Origin of the sequence: Subsaximicrobium wynnwilliamsii, from assembly GCF_007997225.1 — a bacterium.
Taxonomy (GTDB): domain Bacteria; phylum Bacteroidota; class Bacteroidia; order Flavobacteriales; family Flavobacteriaceae; genus Psychroserpens; species Psychroserpens wynnwilliamsii.
The window spans coordinates 22,513-41,452 of record NZ_VORM01000009.1 but is presented as its reverse complement, the minus strand read 5'-3'; the positions used below and the strand labels follow the sequence as shown (position 1 = coordinate 41,452).

Genomic DNA, 18,940 nt, shown 5'->3' with positions numbered 1-18,940 from the left:
ATCGATACATATTAGAAGACTTATTATTCAAAACCTTATAAAAAGAAAACGCCCAACTCTAGAGCTAGGCGTTTTTACTTTAGTTTTTAAGCTGTTATGCCGGGCTCCAGACCTGCTACAATCAACTTTTCTGGAGTGATAGGCAGGCTTCGCATTCGCTTACCAGTGGCGTTAAATATGGCATTTGCAATGGAAGCAGCAACACTGGTTATCCCCAATTCGCCAATTCCTTTAATACCCATTTTATTGGCGACCTTATCTTCTTCGGGAAGGAAGATCACATCAATATTGGCCATATCCAGATTTACCGGTACGTGATAATCTGCAAAAGAACGGGTAATAAAATTTCCAAAATTAGGTTCCACATGAGTTTGTTCAGCCATGACCATGCCTACGCCCATCGTTAAACCTCCTATGATCTGTCCGTACGCCGTCTTCGGGTTTAATATTTTTCCAGCTGAAGCTACATTGACCATCTTCTCAATGCGATACATTCCTGTATCCTTATCTACCCAGACTTCACAAAAATTAGCGCCGAATGAGAAAACCGAGTATTTTGCGAATTCTGCAGATGGCTCCGCCATTCCTTCAGCTTCGAATTTGGTAAGTTGGTTCTTTTTTAGAAGTTCAGAAACCGCAACTTCTTCGTCTTCTGCTATATTTCCATTATTCTTAAGTGTTTTAATCGCATTTTCACAAGCAGCACGGGCTCCATTACAATAGGAAGCTGCTCCCCAAGAACCTCCGGAACCGGGGGTTATGGGGAAATCGGAGTCCCCTAATTCTACACTTACTTGTTCTACCGGGATCTTTAAGTATTCTGAAGCGGTTTGGGCAATAATGGTATAACTACCAGTACCAATATCAGTGGCATCCATTTGGATGGTAGCAAATACCTTATCTTCATCCAATTTCAGAATTACTTTTGAATGCGTTTTCTGGTATGGAGAATTTCTGGAAGCGGCACTTACGCCATAACCAATAAGCCAATTCCCTTTTTTGTTAGTACGTGGTTCTGGTTTTCGGTCTTTCCAACCAAATTTATCGGCTCCAATTCTCAAACATTCCACCAATAAGCGGGAAGAAAATGGTCTGTTCTCATGAAGATCGGTTTGTGTATCGTTTTTTATGCGGAATTCCAAAGGATCCATTTTAAGTTTCCAGGCCATTTCATCCATAGCAGATTCCAATGCAAAACTACCAGTAGCTTCTCCGGGAGCTCTCATAGCGAAGGGCACCTGGATATTCATCGGGATCAACTTATAGGTCACCTCATTATTAGGTACTTTATATAACATCTTAGAAACCATTCCGCAAGGCTCCTGATATTCTTGGTTTGTAGCGGTATGAGAAAGCGTTTCATGAGAAAGCGCTGTGAGCGTACCATCTTTTTTAGCGCCTACACGTATTTTTTGTTCGTTCTGTTGACGCATGTTTGTATTGGTAAACATCTGCGTTCTGGTAACGGTTACCTGAACTGGTCTTCCCACCATTTTAGACGCCATTACGCCCATAATCACATGTCGATCCAGGTTTAGTTTAGATCCGAATCCACCACCCACAAAAGCAGATATGACGCGCACATCTTTCTTCGGAATCTGGAATGTGCCTGAGATGGCTATTTTAGCATCTTCCACAATTTGCTGACTCGAATAGGCCGTTACTTTTCCATTATCCCAAGAGGCGATAACGGCATGTAATTCCATTGGGTGGTGATGCTCGATTGGTGTATTATAGGTTTGCTCTACTACCGAATCTGCTTCAGAAAGTCCTTGTTCCATATTTCCCCTTGAATAATTTGAACCATTATCTGGAGTGTAGGCTTTGGATTTCGACTTCTCAAAGTCGATAACTGCGGAAGGATCCTTTTTATATTCAAATTTCACTAAACTCGCTGCATATTGTGCCTGCTCGAAAGTTTCTGCCACAACAAGACCAACATATTCTCCATAATAATGCACTTTATTACTTTGCAACACCGGAGCAATAGTGTCTGTGGCAATTGGGGTCATTTCCTTATCGAAATCTTTTAGTTTTTCAGCATTTTTATAAGTAATGATCTTTAGAACCCCATCTAATTTTTCAGCTTCAGAAGTATCTATGGAGATGATCTCTCCCTTAGCGATCGTACTGTTGATACCTTGTCCATAAACTTTGTTCTCTACCGGGAATTCAGTCGCATACTTAGCCTTTCCCATGACCTTAAGATGGCCTTCCACTCTATTGATGGCAGTTCCAACACCGGATGCATTTATTGTCTTCGTCATAATTTTAATTTTTCGGGATTGGTCTATACGGTTCTCTCGTAGGCTTGGGTAAGCGCTCTTACGATCGCATTTTTGCCCATTTCTACTTTATATGTGTTCGCTTCAAAAGGTTTTGCATCCTTCATCTCCAGTGCTGCGGCTGCTTCAAAATTTTCCGAAGTTGGTTTCTTTCCAGCAAGGAATGCTTCAGCTTTTGTAAGTTTCCAAGGGATATGCGCAACTCCGCCCATGGCCAATCCAACCTTTGTGATCACTCCACTTTTTACCTGCAATCCTGCAGCAACCGATACCAATGCAAACGCATAACTGGAACGTTCGCGAATCTTTAAGTAGTAATAATGATCTGCAAACTCTGGCTCTGATAAATGAATGGCAGTAATTAATTCTCCTTGCATAAGGGTCGTATCCTTTTCAGGCCGATCGCCCGGCAAACGATGAAGATCTGTGAATGCTATCATGCGTGAAGAACCATCTGTTTGCTGAACTTCCACCGTTGCTCCAATGGCAGCGAGCGCCACGCACATATCTGAAGGATTTGTAGCAATACAACTATCGCTATATCCAAAAATGGCGTGTAAAGCATTCATTCCGTTCAACGCTCCGCATCCGGAACCTGGCTCTCTTTTATTACAGGGCATCGAAACCTCGAAGAAATACGGACAACGGGTGCGCTGCAGTAAGTTTCCTCCATTGCTCGCCATATTTCTAATCTGCGCCGTGGCAGCAGAAAGCATGGCCATGGATAGTAAGGGATAATTGGTTCTTACTTCTGGATGATTGGCAGTTTCAGAATTGCTAAGCATTCCGCCAAGTGTTAGTCCGCCATTTTCATTAGAAGTTATTTTTTTATAATCGAGGTTGTTAATATCGATAAGTTGATCTGGACGCTCCACATCTTCCTTCATCAAATCCACCAGATTTGTCCCACCCCCGAGATAATGAGAAGTTGCTGTAAAAGCCTGAAGCGCTTGATCTTTATTTTGTGCACCTGTATATTTGAATGGTCTCATTTTGGTTGAATTTTAAAATCTTTAATAGTATTTCAAATTAGAAAAACCTAAGCTCCTCTAAGCATTCTTGGCATTATCCATTTGCTCTTGTGTGGCAAATTCCCAAGTTGGCATCTCCTCATTTCCGGTATGCACTTCTTTAAAGGCCTGTACAATATTATTGTAGGCACCGCATCGACAAATATTTCCAGACATGCGTTCCCGTATTTCTTCTTCGGAAAGCGTCAAACCAGATTTAATGGTCTTCAAATCTTCAGTCACATAACTGGCTTCTCCATTTTTAGCTTCCTCTAAGAGCGCTACCGAAGAACAGATCTGTCCGGGTGTACAATAACCACATTGAAAACCATCGTGTTTTAAAAATGCCTGCTGCATGGGATGCATTTCTCCATTATTAGCGAGCCCTTCTACCGTTGTGATCTCTTTTCCTTCACAGGTAGCTGCCAAAGTAAGGCAAGAAAGATTGCGTTTTCCGTCTATAATTACAGTACATGCGCCACATTGGCCATGATCACATCCTTTTTTCGTACCAGTGAGAGCCAGTCTTTCTCTTAAGGCATCAAGCAAACTAGTTCTCGAATCTATAGTGATTGGTTTTACGACTTTGTTAACCCTAAGATTAACCATGACCTCGTTTAATAAAACTCGGGCGTTTTCTGGTAAGTCTTTCATAGTATCGGCGAATATTTCAGAAGTAAAAATAGAGGATGCGTATAATCCTAAACTAAACATAGAAACCTGTTTTAAAAATTTTCTACGGTTACTTCCGTTCAGCCCCATCGCATCGAGGATGATATTCTCGTCATCACTCAGCTTGTCTAAATTGACCTCTTCTTTAAATTTGTCGTCTTCTTTCATAAAAATAATGTTAGTTATTTCAAACAGCTCTTGACCTAATACATAATGTCCAAAAAGACGCTACTTGTATTTCTATTGAGGCATCGAATTTGATTAATATTTATATCTTAAAAACTGTGAACTTAAAAAGCATAATGCAATCAATAGGAGGGCTTTATAGTGCTTGCTTTAGCTTCTAAAGCAAATTTATACTTATGACTTTACGTTGTTAACTCGAAAAAATAATATTTTAACCCAAAACCGAACAAATTTTAATATTGAGAATTTCAAAAGTGTAAATTCTACTGCCAAATGAGGGCGCTTATTAAAATATGAGCGCCATATTTTAGTTTTCTGATTTTCAAAAACCTACATGATGAATGCTTGTCTCTATCGCATTTTCGAATTGCAAGTGAATGGGAAATCAAGGTTTGACACTCATTCATTCCGGTGGAACTGCTATCAATTGTTTGAAACATATTTCAGATCATTCAGAAGTATTGCTTGATCAGTTCAATCCTACTTCAAGTCTCGAAAAAAGCAAAAAAATGCGTTATGGAATGGCATACAATCCAAATCTGACTGACATTTACAATTTATCAAAAATAGCTTCCGAAGAATTTCCCGAATGCCCCTGAATTATTTGCCGATAGCTGTAACTTTAAAATGGTTTCAGCAGTTAATTTTACTCATGGCATCTAACAATTGATTGAGCACTTTCTTCATAAGAATTAAAAACACATAATTATCCATATTCATATAAGTGCCACTATTTTAACTGTAACAGCAATTTTTTTAACTCATAATACCATTTACAAAAGGAAATTCAGAATAATATTCTATTTTCAAGAATCCTATTGCTGAGTGCCTAGGAAACGAAATTGGTATTCAGAACTAATCAGTAGTGTCCAACTAGAAATATGACCTAAACCATGCACGATAAAAACAGCTCTAATACAGCAAATTTCAGCAGCAATTCCAACGCTACAAAAGTTCAACTGCACATCAACAAAACCACATTACACCTACACGTCATGCCTTGGGTAAGCCTATTGGATGCCATTCGTGACCACGGAAAACTGACCGGCACTAAAAAAGGTTGTGACCATGGACAATGCGGAGCTTGTACTGTTATCTGTGATGGCAAAAGAATTTTGAGCTGTCTTACGCTAGCAGTCATGAAGGATGGTTCAGAAATCACAACCATCGAAGGCATCGCAAATGGCGAAGTGTTGCATCCACTGCAAACAGCCTTTATTGAGCACGACGCTTTTCAATGCGGATATTGCACACCCGGACAAATTTGTAGTGCCATCGCAATGCTTGAAGAAGGCAAGGCCGATACACGTGATGAAGTTAAAGAACAAATGAGCGGTAATCTTTGCAGATGTGGCGCGAACACCAATATAATTGATGCAATAATGGAATTTAAAGACAAGCGCAATGAATAATTTTACATATCAAAAAGTTTCAAATCCCAACGATGCCTTAAATAAAATCTCGAAAAACAATGCAGCAAACTTTATTGCAGGCGGCACAAATCTTATCGATTTATGGAAGTACAATCTAGCGCATCCAAAAACATTGGTGGATATCAATGGCCTCAACGACTACAAAGCTATCAAGGAAGATGATCATGGCGGGCTGTTTTTGGGAGCATTGGCGACAAATTCAGACACAGCTTATCATAAACTAGTTGAAGAGCGTTATCCATTATTATCCAAAGCAATATTGGCAGGCGCTTCAGCTCAAATTCGAAATAGTGCAAGCAATGGTGGAAATCTTTTACAACGCACACGCTGTTATTATTTTTATGATGCCTCTTCGCCTTGCAATAAGCGAAATCCTGGTTCCGGTTGTCCGGCAAAAAACGGTCTCAATCGAATACACGCCATCCTTGGAACAAGCGAAGACTGTATTGCCGTATTTCCTTCAGATATGTGCATCGCCTTGGCTGCACTTGAAGCGGTTGTACATGTAAAAAGTCCTGATGGAGAACGTGAAATTGAGTTTTCAAATTTCCACAGACTCCCTGGCGACACACCAGAATTGGACAATAATTTAAAAGAAAACGAATTGATTACCGGCATAAGTTTACCTTCAGAAGGTTTTGCTGAAAATTATTCTTACCTAAAACTTCGCGATAGAAATTCCTATGCATTTGCACTCGTAAGTGTAGCAACAGGAATGGTATTAGAAAATAATAAAATCACTAAAATCCGAATTGCCTTAGGCGGAATTGCTCACAAACCATGGCGAGTAGTAGCAGCAGAAGAATTTTTAGTTGACAAATCACCGACCGAAGAAAATTTTGCCTCAGCAGCCAACATGATTTTAAAAGGCGCCAAAGGTTTTGGCAAAAATGATTTCAAAATCGAACTTTCAAAACGAGCAATTGTACGTAACTGCATCATGGCCTTAGATCCAGAATCACAAAGGCCAGGAGCGCAACCTTCATTATAAACAGCTTATGAAAATATCAAAACAAATAGGTAAATCTGTAAACAGGCTCGAAGGTCATCTCAAGGTCACTGGAGCAGCAAAATATGCAGGCGAATATGACGTGCCAGGTTTGCTGCAAGGGTATATTGTAAATAGCACAATTACCAAAGGAAAGATTTTAGAAATAGATGAAAGTGCAGCCCATGCTTTATCTGGAGTCGTCGCTATATTTTCTCATAACAATCGTACAAAACTTCCTTGGTTCGACATCATGTATGCCGATATGGATGCGCCACCAGGAACGCCCTTTAAACCTTTCTATAATGACCAAATTTTGTATAATGGCCAGCCCATTGCACTTGTTGTTGCAGAAACTTTCGAAACTGCACGTTATGCTGCAACTCTAATTAAAGTCACCTATGATGAAGAACCGTTTGAAACAGAATTGGCAGCGCATTTAGACGACGCTCGTGACCCCAAAAAGGGAATAGCAACCTTTATAAAACCTTTGCCACCAAGTGCGAATGGCGATTTTGAGAAAGCCTATAACGATGCTGATGTACAATACGCCGGTGAGTTTATCCATGGCACTGAGCACCATAATCCCTTAGAGCTTTTCACTACAACCACCGTTTACGAGGGTGATGGCAAATTGACGGTTTACGACAAAACCCAGGGAACGAGTAATTGCCAAATTTATATAGCCAATGTTTTCGGACTTCATTATAAAGACGTGCGCATTCTATCACCTTTTGTTGGTGGCGCATTTGGTTCTGGCTTAAGACCTCAATACCAACTGTTTCTTTGCGTCATGGCATCGTTGGAACTCAAAAGGAATGTACGTGTTACGATGGATAGAGCGCAGATGTTCACGTTCGGACATCGACCACAAACCATTCAGAAAACAAGATTTGGGGCTACTGCTGACGGTACTGTTACAGCAATCAACCACACTGCAATCGCCGAAACATCACAACATGAGGATTACACCGAAGTGGTCGTGAATTGGGCCAATATGCTCTATCCTGCCAAAAACACCTTATTGGATTACAAATTAGTGCCATTAGATGTTTTTTCACCAATGGATATGCGCGCACCAGGCGGAAGCACAGGATTGCATGCCATCGAAGCCACAATGGATGCACTGTCTTATATATTGAAAGTCGACCCAATGGAATTGCGTTTGCTCAATTATGCTGAACGAGATGTGAGTGCAAACAAACCGTTTTCGAGCAAAGAATTAAAACAATGTTATCTCCAAGGTGCAGAGAAATTTGGTTGGGCAAACAGAAAATCTGAACCTCGAACCACAAGACGAGGCAACCGTTTGGTAGGAACTGGCATGAGTTCTGGAATCTGGGATGTTATCGCGCTTCCTGCAAAAGCAAAAGCCAGCATCAACAAAAAAGGAAAATTGAAAGTGAAAAGTGCTGTGACCGATATTGGTACTGGAACATTGACTGTAATGACACAGATTGCTGCAGATTCATTAGGCATTCACATTGATGATGTTACTTTTGAATATGGCGACAGCAACATGCCATTGTCACCAATTCAAGGTGGTTCATATACAACCGGCGTTGTAGGGTCGGCGGTAAAAGCTGCTTGCGAATCCCTCAAAAAGAAAATCTTTAAGAAAGCCAAAAAGATGAACAACTCCACTTTTAATTCGGTAGCTCTGGAAGATGTCGTTTTTGAAGATGGTTCCATGCACTTAAAACAAGACAAAAGCAATTTTGTAACATTTAAAGAGATTATAGCCGATAATGATGGAAAAAAAATCAAGGCTTCAAAAAACAATATTCCGAATGTGTTGAAATTGAAACAGTATACACGTGCAGCGCATAGTGCAGCTTTTGTAGAAGTTGAGGTAGATGAACAATTGGGGATCGTAAACGTAACCCGTGCAGTAACTGCTGTAGCTGCTGGAAAAATTATTAATCCGAAAACAGCACGCAGTCAGATTTTAGGCGGAATGATTTGGGGAATTAGTAAAGCTTTACGGGAGGAAACCTTAATGGATCACAATTTAGGTAAATATATGAACACCGATTTAGGCGAATATCATATTCCTGTTCACGCAGATATTCATGAATTGGATGTGATATTTGTCGATGAAAAAGATGATATTATAAACGAGTTGGGCAGCAAGGGTGTTGGCGAAATTGGATTGGCTTCCATGGCACCTGCCATTGCGAATGCGATTTATCATGCTACAGGAAAACGCGTGAATAAATTCCCTATTCATTTTGATCAATTGCTATAAATATTCCAGTAGTTGCACTGTTACAACGCCTCAAAAACCGCAAAAAATATGTTCTAAAGTTGTTGCATGGTTTGTGTCTATTGAGGGTTATGACTTCCAAAATCAAGAGAGCTCCCCACCTAGTGCAAGCGTCTCGCTCGTGCCCACAAGATAATGTCTTCTCCTTTTTTTCTCATAATTCCTTAATGCCTACATGCAGTCCCTGATGATCTATATTCAGTTAGGTTTTACCTTTGGCATAAAACAATAGGCAAAAATTTTCATGCCTTTTTGAGTTCTTCAATAGCTTATGCGCTCTTCTAAAACATTGAAATAAACTTCTCGAGTTAAATAATATCTAAGCAATACATCGTTGCACATTAGAGAAGCGAATGCATGTATGCCATAATGAAAAATAGCAAGCTGTGACTAAAACTCATAAAGTATGCTGCGGTTGGGATCTGAGATTTGTAGTTTTAACTCGTGTTTTTTTTACTAGTGCAAGCCTCTTGTTTGTGCTGCTATAATTATTCGTTCTTACTCAGACGGTCAAGAGCGGGACGCTCGCGATAGCAGGGCATAAGAAGCTTTGCCTAAACTTTTGTGGTTTTAAGGCATGCTTATAGCTGCTAGAACCTTTCAAGAATATATAAAAACATTGTTTTCATAAAGTTGTGGCAATAAAAAAGTGGGGCATAGAGCCTGGTTATTAATTTGCACTGGTATTCTATCTGGGGTGTATAAATCTAGAAAACTTTATTAAATAAAAAGAAGCCGACTCCAATTTTAATTGAAGTGGCTTCTAAACCATTAAGGTTACAAATATTAAGGGCAGCTGGGTCAAACCGGAGGCAGTACCTTTAGCATTCTACTCCACAAGATGCTCCAAGATTTATTCGTTTGGATTAATCAACATGGGCGTTTTACCGTCGGTGATGATAATTTTACTATTTGGCGATGCAGATAATCTATTAAAGGCATCTATACTTTTAATTTTAATGATTTCTGGAGTAAGTCCTGTAGCCAGAATAATTTGAGCATCTCGTTCTCCTTCGGCATCTATAATTTTTCTCTCGGCTTCTAGTTTGGCTTGCTGTATAACAAATTCCATACGCATGGCATCTTGTTCGGCTTGTAGTTTTTCCTCAATAGAATTAGCTAAACCTCTTGGAAGTCGGATACTTTTCATTAAAACGGCAATAAGCTCAATACCTTCTGCTTGCTTTAAAAGATTTTCTTCCATTTTAATTTTAATTTCTTCTTCTATGGTTGATCGCATCCCAGAGTGCATATCCTTTGCGTAAAATTTAGCACAAACGTCAGAAGAGGCAGATCTAAATACACTGGTAATGATATCTTCATATTCCTGTCCTAAATTCTCTAAAACAGAAGGGATTTTGTTTTGCTCCAAACGGTACAAAATAGAAATCTCGGAATCCACACTCAAACCTTCTTTACTAGGTAAACTCAAAACCAGTTTTATATTATTGGTCTGTGTTGATTCTTTTATAATTTTACTGATAAAAGGGTTATAAATGACCGTGCCCTCTGTGATTACGTCATCCGAAAATTTACCTAATGTCTGTTTTACACCAGCCTCCCCTGGTCTAATTACAGCACAATTAGAAAATAGTAGCAATATTGCTGTCAAGAGTAAAAATTTAGTTTTCATAGCATTATTATTTATGGTTTATATTTTTGTTTACTTTTTTTATTGTTTTAAAGCAGCTTAAAGCTGAAACTAGGATGACAATTAATTGAATAAGAAACGAGCTTTTGTCATCTCATATTGAATTTAAACATATCTAGCTTTTTCAGTTATAACTTAGTTCTCTCGTTTTATTCGTTTGCATTGATCAACATCGGCGTTTTCCCGTCGGTGATGATAATCTTACTATTTGGCGAAATTGATAATTTATTGAAGGCATCTATACTTTTGATTTTAATAATATCTGGAGTAAGCCCCGTAGCTAAAATTATCTGAGCATCTCGTTCTCCTTCTGCATCAATAATTTTTCTTTCTGCCTCTAGTTTTGCCTGTTGTATTACAAATTCCATTCGCATGGCATCTTGTTCGGCTTGTAGCCTTTGTTCTATAGAATTAGATAATCCCAATGGCAGTCGAATTCGCTTCATCAATACGGAGATAAGTTCAATGCCGTCCGCTTGCTTTTCAAGATTTTCGTCCATTTTAAGCTTTATTTCCCGTTCTATGTCGGCACGCATACCGGAGTGCATGTCTTTTGCGAAAAATTTAGCGCAAACATCGGAAGAAGCAGATCTAAACACACTCGTTATGATATCTTCGTAATCCTGTCCTAAATTTCTTAACACAGAAGGAATTTTATTCTGCTCTAAACGATACAAAATTGAGATTTCTGCATCAACACTCAAACCTTCTTTACTTGGTAAAGACATTACTAAATTTATATTATTGGTTTGTGTTGATTCTTTTAAAACTTTACTTATAAAGGGATTATAAACCACAGTACCTTGGGTGATAACCTTATCTGAAAATTTACCCAAAGTTTGTTTAACGCCGGCCTCCCCAGGTCTTATTACGGCACAATTAGAAAACAATATCAATACACCCGTTAAAAGAAAAAAATTATTTTTCATCGCAAATTTATTTTAGTTTAAAAGTTAGCGTCTTAATTTACTCTAAGATGGACTAATAGATAACAGGGAATTATTCATGGTATGAATTCGAAACAAACGCTTATTCTTTAAAATCGAATTACTTATGGTTTTATGCCTATATACATTATTTTTTAAAATCAGTAGTTTTGCCAAGCAACTTACTATTTATCTAAATTTTTAATAAGTTTTGGAATGGTTTACGTCATATATTTCAAGAATAATGGTCGATCTGCTCCATTTGGAATATCTATTTACCTTTTAGTCATTTTAATATTTCAAGGAACTTCTTTTTTTAAAGTTATAAGATATATTGCTTATATTATTATTTATAATTATTATGTTACATATAAATATAATTTATGCTAAGACCAATTTAGTTCCTTGGGTTCTTACGATGTAAAAAGTGGATTTTATCTTGTTTTTAGAAGTCAAACATCTTGTTAAAAATGTGGTACAATTCTAGAATTCCGATTCCAATTTTGTTTTCTTTAACTTTTAAGATTGAGCATGAAAGAATATGTAGTATTTTTTTTCAGTCTAAAAAGGCAGATTTATAAAAAATGTAATGCGAAATTGTTGTTTATAAGGTAATATTTTACTCGAAAACGTTAAATTTTTTCAGTAATCTTTCCTAATAAATGAAATAATTTTGAACTTATTATAGTCTGATTTATGGATTTGAATAGCATTGTAAATGTGAACGTTGAACGTACCATTTTATTTGAAATTGCTACTTCAGAGCCTACCACACTAATCGTTTTGATGCTTAATAGAACAAATAAGGTAACTATTCTGCCTTTATATAGCAATAGTTTTAGAAGCACCCAAAATGTTTTGACCGTTTTTAATACAGGTATCTGTTAACTAACCTATTACGGCATATATTTGTGCCCCCACAAGCGCGAGCGTCTCGCTCCTGCCCACAAGATAATGTCGTCTCCTGTTTTTCTCATAATTCCTAAATGCCTACGTGCAGTCCCTTATGATCTATATTCAGTTAGGTTTCATCTTTGGTATAATCAATTGGCAAAAAATTTCATTCCCCTTTCCGCTCTTCAATAGCTTATGCGCTCTTCTAAAACATTGAAAACAAACTTCTCGAGTTAAATAATATCTAAGCAATACATCGTTGCACCTAAGCGAAGCGAATGCATGAATGCCATAATGAAAAATAGCAAGCTGTGACTAAAACTTATAAAGTATGCTGCGGTTGGGATCTGCGATTTGTAGTTTCTACTCATGCTTTTTTTACTGGTGCAAGCCTCTTGTTTCTGCTGCTATGGTTTTTCGTTCCTGCTCAGACTGTCACGAGCGGGACGCTCGCGCTAGCAGGACTAATATCATAAATCCATGAAACAATAATCCAGATGGGCAGACCAATGGCTAGAACGATCATAATAGATTGAATGACCTAATCTGCAGCTCCAAATGTAGGGAGCACTGCTAAAGTGAATTGTATGACAATCCAAGACACAACCAAGTAAGCAATTGTAGACTTAATGACGTTACGTCGCTTTAATTCATTAAAAAAATTGCTCATTGAATTATCATTTTGATTGCAAAACTAAATTATTGAATTTAGTATAAAATGAATTGTAAAAATGATTAAGTTATAGCTGAGGACTTATAAATACACAAAAAAGAGGTCCACATTGTGGTTCCTAAATGATTTTAAGTGATTCATTTTCAAATCGTCAAGACTCTGTTTTATTTGCCTGTCCACGACATACTTTTTTTGTCCAATAAGAAGTTAGTGAATCCGTAATGTCCGTTTGTAATTCCAAATTTTCCATCGAAATTGAATAATCATTTGTCAATTCTGCTTTAAAACTTTTTATAGGGAAACAATTGCCGCGTATTATCTCGTAATCCTAAAGTTATCTAAGTTAATGTCGTCTGTACCGATATTATCAAAAGGGTATTCTAAATGGTTCTGAATATTGTACAAGGAGATAAGGATGAATTCCGTAAGAATCACAATGGTATATGCCACCCAGCTCAAGGATTCTGAACCTATAGCATAGATTATGGTTGGCGCGTACATGAACGGAAAAACATACACAAATATCTTACAATAAGCTTTTAAGCTTATTGGTGTTCTGTGCGAATGTATGGAATGTAAGTTTTCAATAGAGCGGTGCACATCCCGCATAAACCTAAATACCTTGTCGCGCGAGCCTTTTGCCATTGTAGCATCTTTGTCTAGTGTAAACTGAAAGACCTTATCGGTAATAGTATCTAGGTCTTTTAACGAGTATTCGGACTTACCTAAATGCTGTAATACCGACTCGTTAATCTCAATTAAGATGTCTACACTTTCGATTTTTTCTTGTTCTGTCAACCCGTTCTTACTCATCAAGAAGGCTTGAACGGTTTTTAAGTTAGAGCGAAATGCGCTCAAATGTTCCAAGGCCTTCTCACGGCGTTTGAAAGAACCTCGAATGGTAAATACCAGAGGAAAGATAATGGCAATACTCAATAAGGTGAGGTCTACATTAAAACTGATATTAAAATAATAGGCAAGAAAGGTGACCACAATAGAGATGACCGTCACTATGATCGTTCTGTGATTTAATATGGAGAAATATTGTTTAATACGTTAACTATTAATAGCTTATATTAGCTAAAGCTATTAACAATCTCATGAATAAACAAATATTTTCTGCTCTCGTTTTGTTTTATTTTTTTTTCAGCACGTCCAGTTTTGCACAAACCGCTGCTGATACAACGCAAACCACGAAAATTTCCAAACTTTTTCGAAGTCAACGTGTAGTCCCTATAAAGATGAGCTATTCGCGAAAGGAAATGAAAAAGGAAACTAATGACAGTAGCTATATTACTACTAATTTTGAGTACCAGACCTCCGAAGGTAATTGGAAATCCATAGGGTTGCAATTACGAAAACGTGGCAATTTTAGGTTAAAGAATTGCACCTTTCCTCCATTAAAATTGAAAATTAAAAAGGACTCTGCCAAAGGCACCATATTTAAAGGTAATAAGCGGTTGAAAATGGTTATGCCCTGTTCTGCACAATCGGGCAATAACAATAAGGTGGTAAAGGAGTATATGGCTTATAAGTTTTATGAGCAGCTCTCACCCTATCATTTTAAAACACGGTTATTGGAGATAGATTATACGGATATGAAGAACAAAAAGCCGAAAAACTATAAGTTTATGGGCTTTCTTATTGAAGATGATAAAGTGGTTGCCAAAAGATATAATGGCAAAGTGCTGAATCGCAACGTGCATCCTTTGCATCAAGAAGTAGTATGCTCGGTAAGGCATGCTTTTTTTCAGTTCATGATTGGCAATACAGACTACTCTGCTGCATATGGACATAATGTAAAGCTTTTTTTTATAGATAAAAATACCGTACCTGTACCCTACGATTTTGATATGTCTGGTTTGGTAAATGCCCGTTATGCAGTGGTGTCACAAATTAATAATGAAACACTGCCTATGGAAAATGTACGCCAACGCTTATATCGTGGTTTTAAGCAACCAAATGACGTATTTCAACAAGTGAGACAAGAATATCTAGGTCAGAAAGACGCTATTTACGCTATAATTGAGGATTGTAAACCCATGTTTGATGATGATAGCGAGTATGAGAAAGCTAAAGAATATATACAAGACTTCTATCAGATTTTAATTAACGACGCCAAATTTTCAAAGGAAATTGTTAAGGTGGCACGGACGAAGTAGACCAACGAAACTATCGTCATCACTGTTGTGTCTCTATGAATGGGAAGGTTAAATGCAGGTATTTTATTTTTTTATTTTAATCTTTTGGCCATCCATAGTACCTCGGTAAAAATTGCCATTTTCTATAAAAAGCAACTCACCAGAAACACCATTTTTTATACTGGTATCTACTGCAAAAATCTTATTCCCAAATAGTGATTCGATTTGTTTTTGCGACGTATGACCAACTATAATATGATCGACCTGTAAGGTTTTGAGTATTTTTTTTAGTTGTGATTTTTTAAAGTCTTCACTAAAATAACCACGATACCATATTGGACCCTCGCTGTTATAATATTTGTTGTAAATAGAGTCCCATTTAGTTTCTGTTTGTTCTTCTAACAACGATTGCCTCATTTTTTGATTGGTTGCTTCCAGGTCAATCCCGCTTTCTATGAAGTTTAATGATATTCCGGCATGGACAAAAAGATAATTATCAATTTTCAAAATGGTCGCTTTTGAGCGTAACCATTTCCCTAAAACGGTTTCATTGCTATAAAGTTGGTCATAGTGCGTTCGTAGTATTCTTTCGGTCTGTCTGTATTTCTTGTTAATATATCGCAAGTCGTTTTGCATTACCATATATTCATGGTTACCTAACAGATAATGGACTTTTCCTCCGGCTTGTTCAGCCTGCGTTTCGAGTTTAAAAATTAACCAAAGAAGTTCCGTAACATTTGGGCCACGATCAAAGATGTCACCAACAATTACAAAATGCCCATCTCCGTAAGCCCAATTGTCTTCAGCATCAATAATCCCATTGTTTTTTAGGATGGTTTTCGCTACATCATATTGGCCATGGATATCGCTTAATGCAGCAATTTTTGAGGCGTTCGTAAAGGTTGAAGATTCGTTATCGAATTGCGACCGCATTGTTTGCAATGCAGCCGTTTTAGTCTCTAACTTACCCTTAATGATTCTCTTTTCGATTAAACTATCACTAGTAATAAAAATATAAGGGCCATCCGTAATTTGGATGGTATCAAAGCTTTCTGTTTTTGGAAACGAAATATCCGAAACTCTTTTATAATCATAGGTTCTAGAAGCGACTAAAGCCAATCCTATAAAGCAAATGAATATAAGTGAAAATACTTTTGTCATTATAAATCTATTTATCATTTTGCAAGGCTATAATTTATAAAATATAGTTTGACTTTAAAACCAGAATAGTCTCTTTTCCTATTTCTTGAATATCTTGAACACGATGTTTAACCTAAAGTACGTCAAATCTCCTTAAAACAGGTTAGTTTATGATTCATTTAGTGCTTTTCAATTTCCGTGGATTGTTTTTTTTGTGCGTCAACATCCCAAGTGATGTTCCATATTGAAATGTATTCTTGTAGCGTGCGAAGGCCTGCATCGGGGCGTGGAGACTTTTTATGATGAGCTCAAGAACAAATTGAGAATCGCGCATTTCCCTGGCTATTCAAACCAGAGCATCCTGCAGGATTTTAAGGCGGTATTATTCATAAGTAACGCACAGACTTTGATTGTCAGTGAGCTCGAAGAAGACCTTAAAGAGAGTAATCGGGAGCACGTTTCGCCCCACAAGCGCGAGCGTCCCGCTCGTGCCCACAAGATAATATCGCCTCCTGTTTTTCTCAAAATTCCTAAATGCATTCCTTTATCATCTATATTCAGTTAAGCTTCATCTTTTGCATTAAACTATAGGCAAAAACTTTCATACCTTTTTCCACGCTGCAATAGCTTATGCGCTCTTCTAAAACCTTGAATTAAACTTTCCGACTTAAAAAATATCTAATCCATACATCCTTGCACTTGAGCGAAGCCAATGCATGAATTCCATGATAAAACATAGCAAGCTGTGACTAAAACTTATAAAGTAGGCTGCGCTTGGGATCTGCGATTTGTAGTTTCTACTCCTGTTTTTTTTACTGGTGCAAGCCTATTGTTTCTGCTGCTATGGTTATTCGTTCTTACTCAGACTGTCACGAGCGGGACGCTCGCGCTAACAGGTTAATCTTGAAAAACCAATCGATGAGCCATCCCTGAAGCGGCTTGGTCTATCGTAAAATCACAGCTTTTCAAATTGGCCTTTAATTGTACACTATCCTGCCCAAACGTCCATGATATATCGAGTTCATGGTCAGGACTGTCCTTTATGGATACCATGCCGAGAAATGCTTTCGAGGTGTTTCGCAAGCGCATGATTTTTAATTGGTTCAGTACAATGGGTGTCTTTAGGCCTTTTTCAATGGCATCCATCGTGAGAGAGCTGCGATTGATTTCCTTGTGTCCTGCACTTCCACCTTGGTCGGCAGCTTCGTAGTTGTTCTTTCCGGCGAATAGGTCCAAATACCAGACTTGCGGAATTCCCGGCATGAACATTTGAATGGCCCTGGCCAACAGCAATTTTCGCTCGTCTTCGCCCAAGGCACTAAAAAAAGTGGCGTTGACCTGATAGTATGAAATCTTTCTTCCCGCGGGATCATACAGATTTTTAACGCGACCACCACGCGCGATGATGGTTTCCATGATGGCTTCAATGTCGGCATCTTCTAGCAAACCTTTGTTATAAGTGCCATCCACTTCCTTGCCCTTTAAATCCAGAACAGGGATGCCGTCATGGCAACCGAGCATATTAACGGTTTTGTAATCTTCCGCAATAATTTCGGTTACCCAACTTATAAGGGCTTTGCTGCTGCCGTTTTCAAGGGTGTGAATCATTAAGCCTGGTAAGAAAAAATCATAAATGGGAAATCCCTTTTTGGCGACCTCATCATGTAAGCCCAGACCATATTCGGCATGGATTTCTGGCAAGACCATCAGCTTATTGCGTTCTGCCATCTTCTTGATGCGCTCGAGATAGTCCCAAGTGCCTGGTTTGTTGAAAAAATTGGTTTGCCCAACTTGCTTGTGCAAATAGGCAAAGGCATCCAAGCGTAGAATTTTGCATCCAAAATGGTTTAATTTTGAAAGCGTTTCTTCATAAAAATTCCAAACCAAATCTGACTTGGCATTCACATCCATCTGACCCAAATAGGTTCGCTTTTTTTTGACGATTTGTATGATGTCACTTTTGAAGTGTTTGTTTATGCCAAAGTCTATGCTTTTGAAATCTTGGTTTTTTGCGAGTGCGCTATTTACTTTTTCGCAAATCACGAGCATTTCTTCAGTACTGAAAATTTTTAGCCCTTTTAAATCTTGAATAGTAATCTCATGATAGTGTATGCTTTGGTAAAAGGTATTCCAAAATGGTTTTTCGCTTCCGTCAGGGAAAAGCACGTTTAACACTGGAAGTCCGGGTTTTCTCATGAACAGTTTGTTCAGGAATTCAGCATCTGGAATCACGACGCCATCTGCTGAAAGCGTACCGTTCCCTTCCCAGAATTCATTCCAATTGATAAAAAAATCTTTATATTGTGATGCCTCGCCATGTTGCAATACATCCTTGAATTGAGGGGACGCCACCGAAATATGATTTAACACAATATCCAATTTCAACATGATATTAAGTTCGTCCAACGCTGCCAAATCTTCGGGTGACACCAAAGTTTCATTGAGGTCATAATCTACGATTGAAAACCCCCTATCCAAATCACTGTTGAAAAAGGTGGGCAATACATAAAACATGGAAAAAACATCCTTGAAAGCGGGCATTTTTAGCATTGCAACGGCATCACTTAAGGTGTTGCCAATACTATCAGGATAAGCGTTGAGCATGACACCCTTAAACACCTCGGTGTTTTCGGAGTTATTGGCCGTATTTTGGGTGATGTCATCCATAAGCATGT

General features: G+C 38.1%; 14 protein-coding genes. 6 read left to right on the top strand and 8 right to left on the bottom strand.

All coding sequences use genetic code 11. From position 1 onward, the window contains the following. Positions 1 to 86 precede the first annotated feature (86 nt). Genes ESY88_RS09685 through ESY88_RS09675 form a run of 3 tightly spaced genes read right to left on the bottom strand, consistent with a single transcriptional unit; the run spans position 87 to position 4,135 of the window. Positions 87 to 2,267 (bottom strand): xanthine dehydrogenase family protein molybdopterin-binding subunit, encoded by a 2,181-nt coding sequence (locus ESY88_RS09685; RefSeq protein ID WP_147087076.1) that lies wholly within the window; start codon positions 2,265 to 2,267, stop codon positions 87 to 89. Between the two features lie 23 nt (positions 2,268 to 2,290). Further along, the gene (locus tag ESY88_RS09680; protein WP_147087075.1) at positions 2,291 to 3,277 is read right to left on the bottom strand and encodes an FAD binding domain-containing protein; all 987 of its coding nucleotides are present in this window, start codon (positions 3,275 to 3,277) and stop codon (positions 2,291 to 2,293) included. A 57-nt stretch (positions 3,278 to 3,334) separates the two neighbouring features. Beyond that, positions 3,335 to 4,135 carry a 2Fe-2S iron-sulfur cluster-binding protein gene (locus ESY88_RS09675; RefSeq protein ID WP_147087074.1) on the bottom strand — a complete coding sequence of 267 codons (801 nt, stop codon included), beginning with the start codon at positions 4,133 to 4,135 and terminating at the stop codon, positions 3,335 to 3,337. Positions 4,136 to 4,530: 395 nt separating this feature from the next. On the opposite strand from ESY88_RS09675, the gene ESY88_RS09670 reads away from it, so the two are divergent. The 4 genes from ESY88_RS09670 to ESY88_RS09655 all read left to right on the top strand — a co-directional run bounded on the left by ESY88_RS09670 (position 4,531) and on the right by ESY88_RS09655 (position 8,822). Next, the gene (locus tag ESY88_RS09670) at positions 4,531 to 4,752 is read left to right on the top strand and encodes a hypothetical protein (RefSeq protein ID WP_147087073.1); all 222 of its coding nucleotides are present in this window, start codon (positions 4,531 to 4,533) and stop codon (positions 4,750 to 4,752) included. A gap of 294 nt (positions 4,753 to 5,046) precedes the next feature. Further along, positions 5,047 to 5,565, top strand: coding sequence for a (2Fe-2S)-binding protein (locus ESY88_RS09665; protein ID WP_147087072.1), 519 nt, complete (start codon positions 5,047 to 5,049; stop codon positions 5,563 to 5,565). Continuing rightward, positions 5,558 to 6,577, top strand: a complete 1,020-nt coding sequence (locus ESY88_RS09660) for an FAD binding domain-containing protein (protein WP_147087071.1) — start codon at positions 5,558 to 5,560, stop codon at positions 6,575 to 6,577. Before ESY88_RS09665 ends, ESY88_RS09660 begins: the two co-directional genes overlap by 8 nt. 7 nt (positions 6,578 to 6,584) lie before the next feature. Beyond that, positions 6,585 to 8,822: a xanthine dehydrogenase family protein molybdopterin-binding subunit gene (locus ESY88_RS09655; RefSeq protein WP_147087070.1), complete on the top strand. Its 2,238-nt coding sequence runs from the start codon at positions 6,585 to 6,587 to the stop codon at positions 8,820 to 8,822. An 871-nt stretch (positions 8,823 to 9,693) separates the two neighbouring features. Here the strand turns inward: ESY88_RS09655 and ESY88_RS09650 are convergent. Together ESY88_RS09650 and ESY88_RS09645 are read right to left on the bottom strand one after the other, a co-directional pair. Beyond that, positions 9,694 to 10,473: a prohibitin family protein gene (locus tag ESY88_RS09650; protein ID WP_147087069.1), complete on the bottom strand. Its 780-nt coding sequence runs from the start codon at positions 10,471 to 10,473 to the stop codon at positions 9,694 to 9,696. 167 nt (positions 10,474 to 10,640) lie between these two features. Then, positions 10,641 to 11,420, bottom strand: a complete 780-nt coding sequence (locus tag ESY88_RS09645; protein ID WP_147087068.1) for a prohibitin family protein — start codon at positions 11,418 to 11,420, stop codon at positions 10,641 to 10,643. Positions 11,421 to 12,119: 699 nt separating this feature from the next. Here ESY88_RS09645 and ESY88_RS09640 point away from each other — a divergent pair. After that, positions 12,120 to 12,305 (top strand): hypothetical protein, encoded by a 186-nt coding sequence (locus tag ESY88_RS09640; protein WP_147087067.1) that lies wholly within the window; start codon positions 12,120 to 12,122, stop codon positions 12,303 to 12,305. A 994-nt stretch (positions 12,306 to 13,299) separates the two neighbouring features. Here ESY88_RS09640 and ESY88_RS09635 read toward each other — a convergent pair. After that, entirely contained in the window at positions 13,300 to 13,995 is a 696-nt protein-coding gene (locus ESY88_RS09635) for a hypothetical protein (protein ID WP_223270790.1), read from the bottom strand. 230 nt (positions 13,996 to 14,225) lie between these two features. Between ESY88_RS09635 and ESY88_RS09630 the strand changes: the two genes are divergently transcribed. Next, positions 14,226 to 15,146, top strand: coding sequence for a hypothetical protein (locus ESY88_RS09630; protein WP_223270789.1), 921 nt, complete (start codon positions 14,226 to 14,228; stop codon positions 15,144 to 15,146). A 63-nt stretch (positions 15,147 to 15,209) separates the two neighbouring features. Here ESY88_RS09630 and ESY88_RS09625 read toward each other — a convergent pair whose 3' ends face one another. Then, on the bottom strand, positions 15,210 to 16,286 hold the full coding sequence (locus tag ESY88_RS09625; protein ID WP_189702570.1) for a metallophosphoesterase: 1,077 nt from the start codon (positions 16,284 to 16,286) through the stop codon (positions 15,210 to 15,212). Positions 16,287 to 17,162: 876 nt separating this feature from the next. Then, positions 17,163 to 18,932, bottom strand: coding sequence for an alpha-amylase family protein (locus ESY88_RS09620; protein WP_147087063.1), 1,770 nt, complete (start codon positions 18,930 to 18,932; stop codon positions 17,163 to 17,165). Positions 18,933 to 18,940 lie beyond the last annotated feature (8 nt).

Bases quoted from the DNA above. Each gene is read 5' to 3' on its own strand.
- ESY88_RS09650 (WP_147087069.1), bottom strand. From the start codon at position 10,473: ATGAAAACTAAATTTTTACTCTTGACAGCAATATTGCTACTATTTTCT.
- ESY88_RS09670 (WP_147087073.1), top strand. From the start codon at position 4,531: ATGGGAAATCAAGGTTTGACACTCATTCATTCCGGTGGAACTGCTATC.
- ESY88_RS09625 (WP_189702570.1), bottom strand. From the start codon at position 16,286: ATGACAAAAGTATTTTCACTTATATTCATTTGCTTTATAGGATTGGCT.
- ESY88_RS09675 (WP_147087074.1), bottom strand. From the start codon at position 4,135: ATGAAAGAAGACGACAAATTTAAAGAAGAGGTCAATTTAGACAAGCTG.
- ESY88_RS09655 (WP_147087070.1), top strand. From the start codon at position 6,585: ATGAAAATATCAAAACAAATAGGTAAATCTGTAAACAGGCTCGAAGGT.
- ESY88_RS09665 (WP_147087072.1), top strand. From the start codon at position 5,047: ATGCACGATAAAAACAGCTCTAATACAGCAAATTTCAGCAGCAATTCC.
- ESY88_RS09620 (WP_147087063.1), bottom strand. From the start codon at position 18,932: ATGGATGACATCACCCAAAATACGGCCAATAACTCCGAAAACACCGAG.
- ESY88_RS09645 (WP_147087068.1), bottom strand. From the start codon at position 11,420: ATGAAAAATAATTTTTTTCTTTTAACGGGTGTATTGATATTGTTTTCT.
- ESY88_RS09685 (WP_147087076.1), bottom strand. From the start codon at position 2,267: ATGACGAAGACAATAAATGCATCCGGTGTTGGAACTGCCATCAATAGA.
- ESY88_RS09680 (WP_147087075.1), bottom strand. From the start codon at position 3,277: ATGAGACCATTCAAATATACAGGTGCACAAAATAAAGATCAAGCGCTT.
- ESY88_RS09660 (WP_147087071.1), top strand. From the start codon at position 5,558: ATGAATAATTTTACATATCAAAAAGTTTCAAATCCCAACGATGCCTTA.
- ESY88_RS09630 (WP_223270789.1), top strand. From the start codon at position 14,226: ATGAGCTATTCGCGAAAGGAAATGAAAAAGGAAACTAATGACAGTAGC.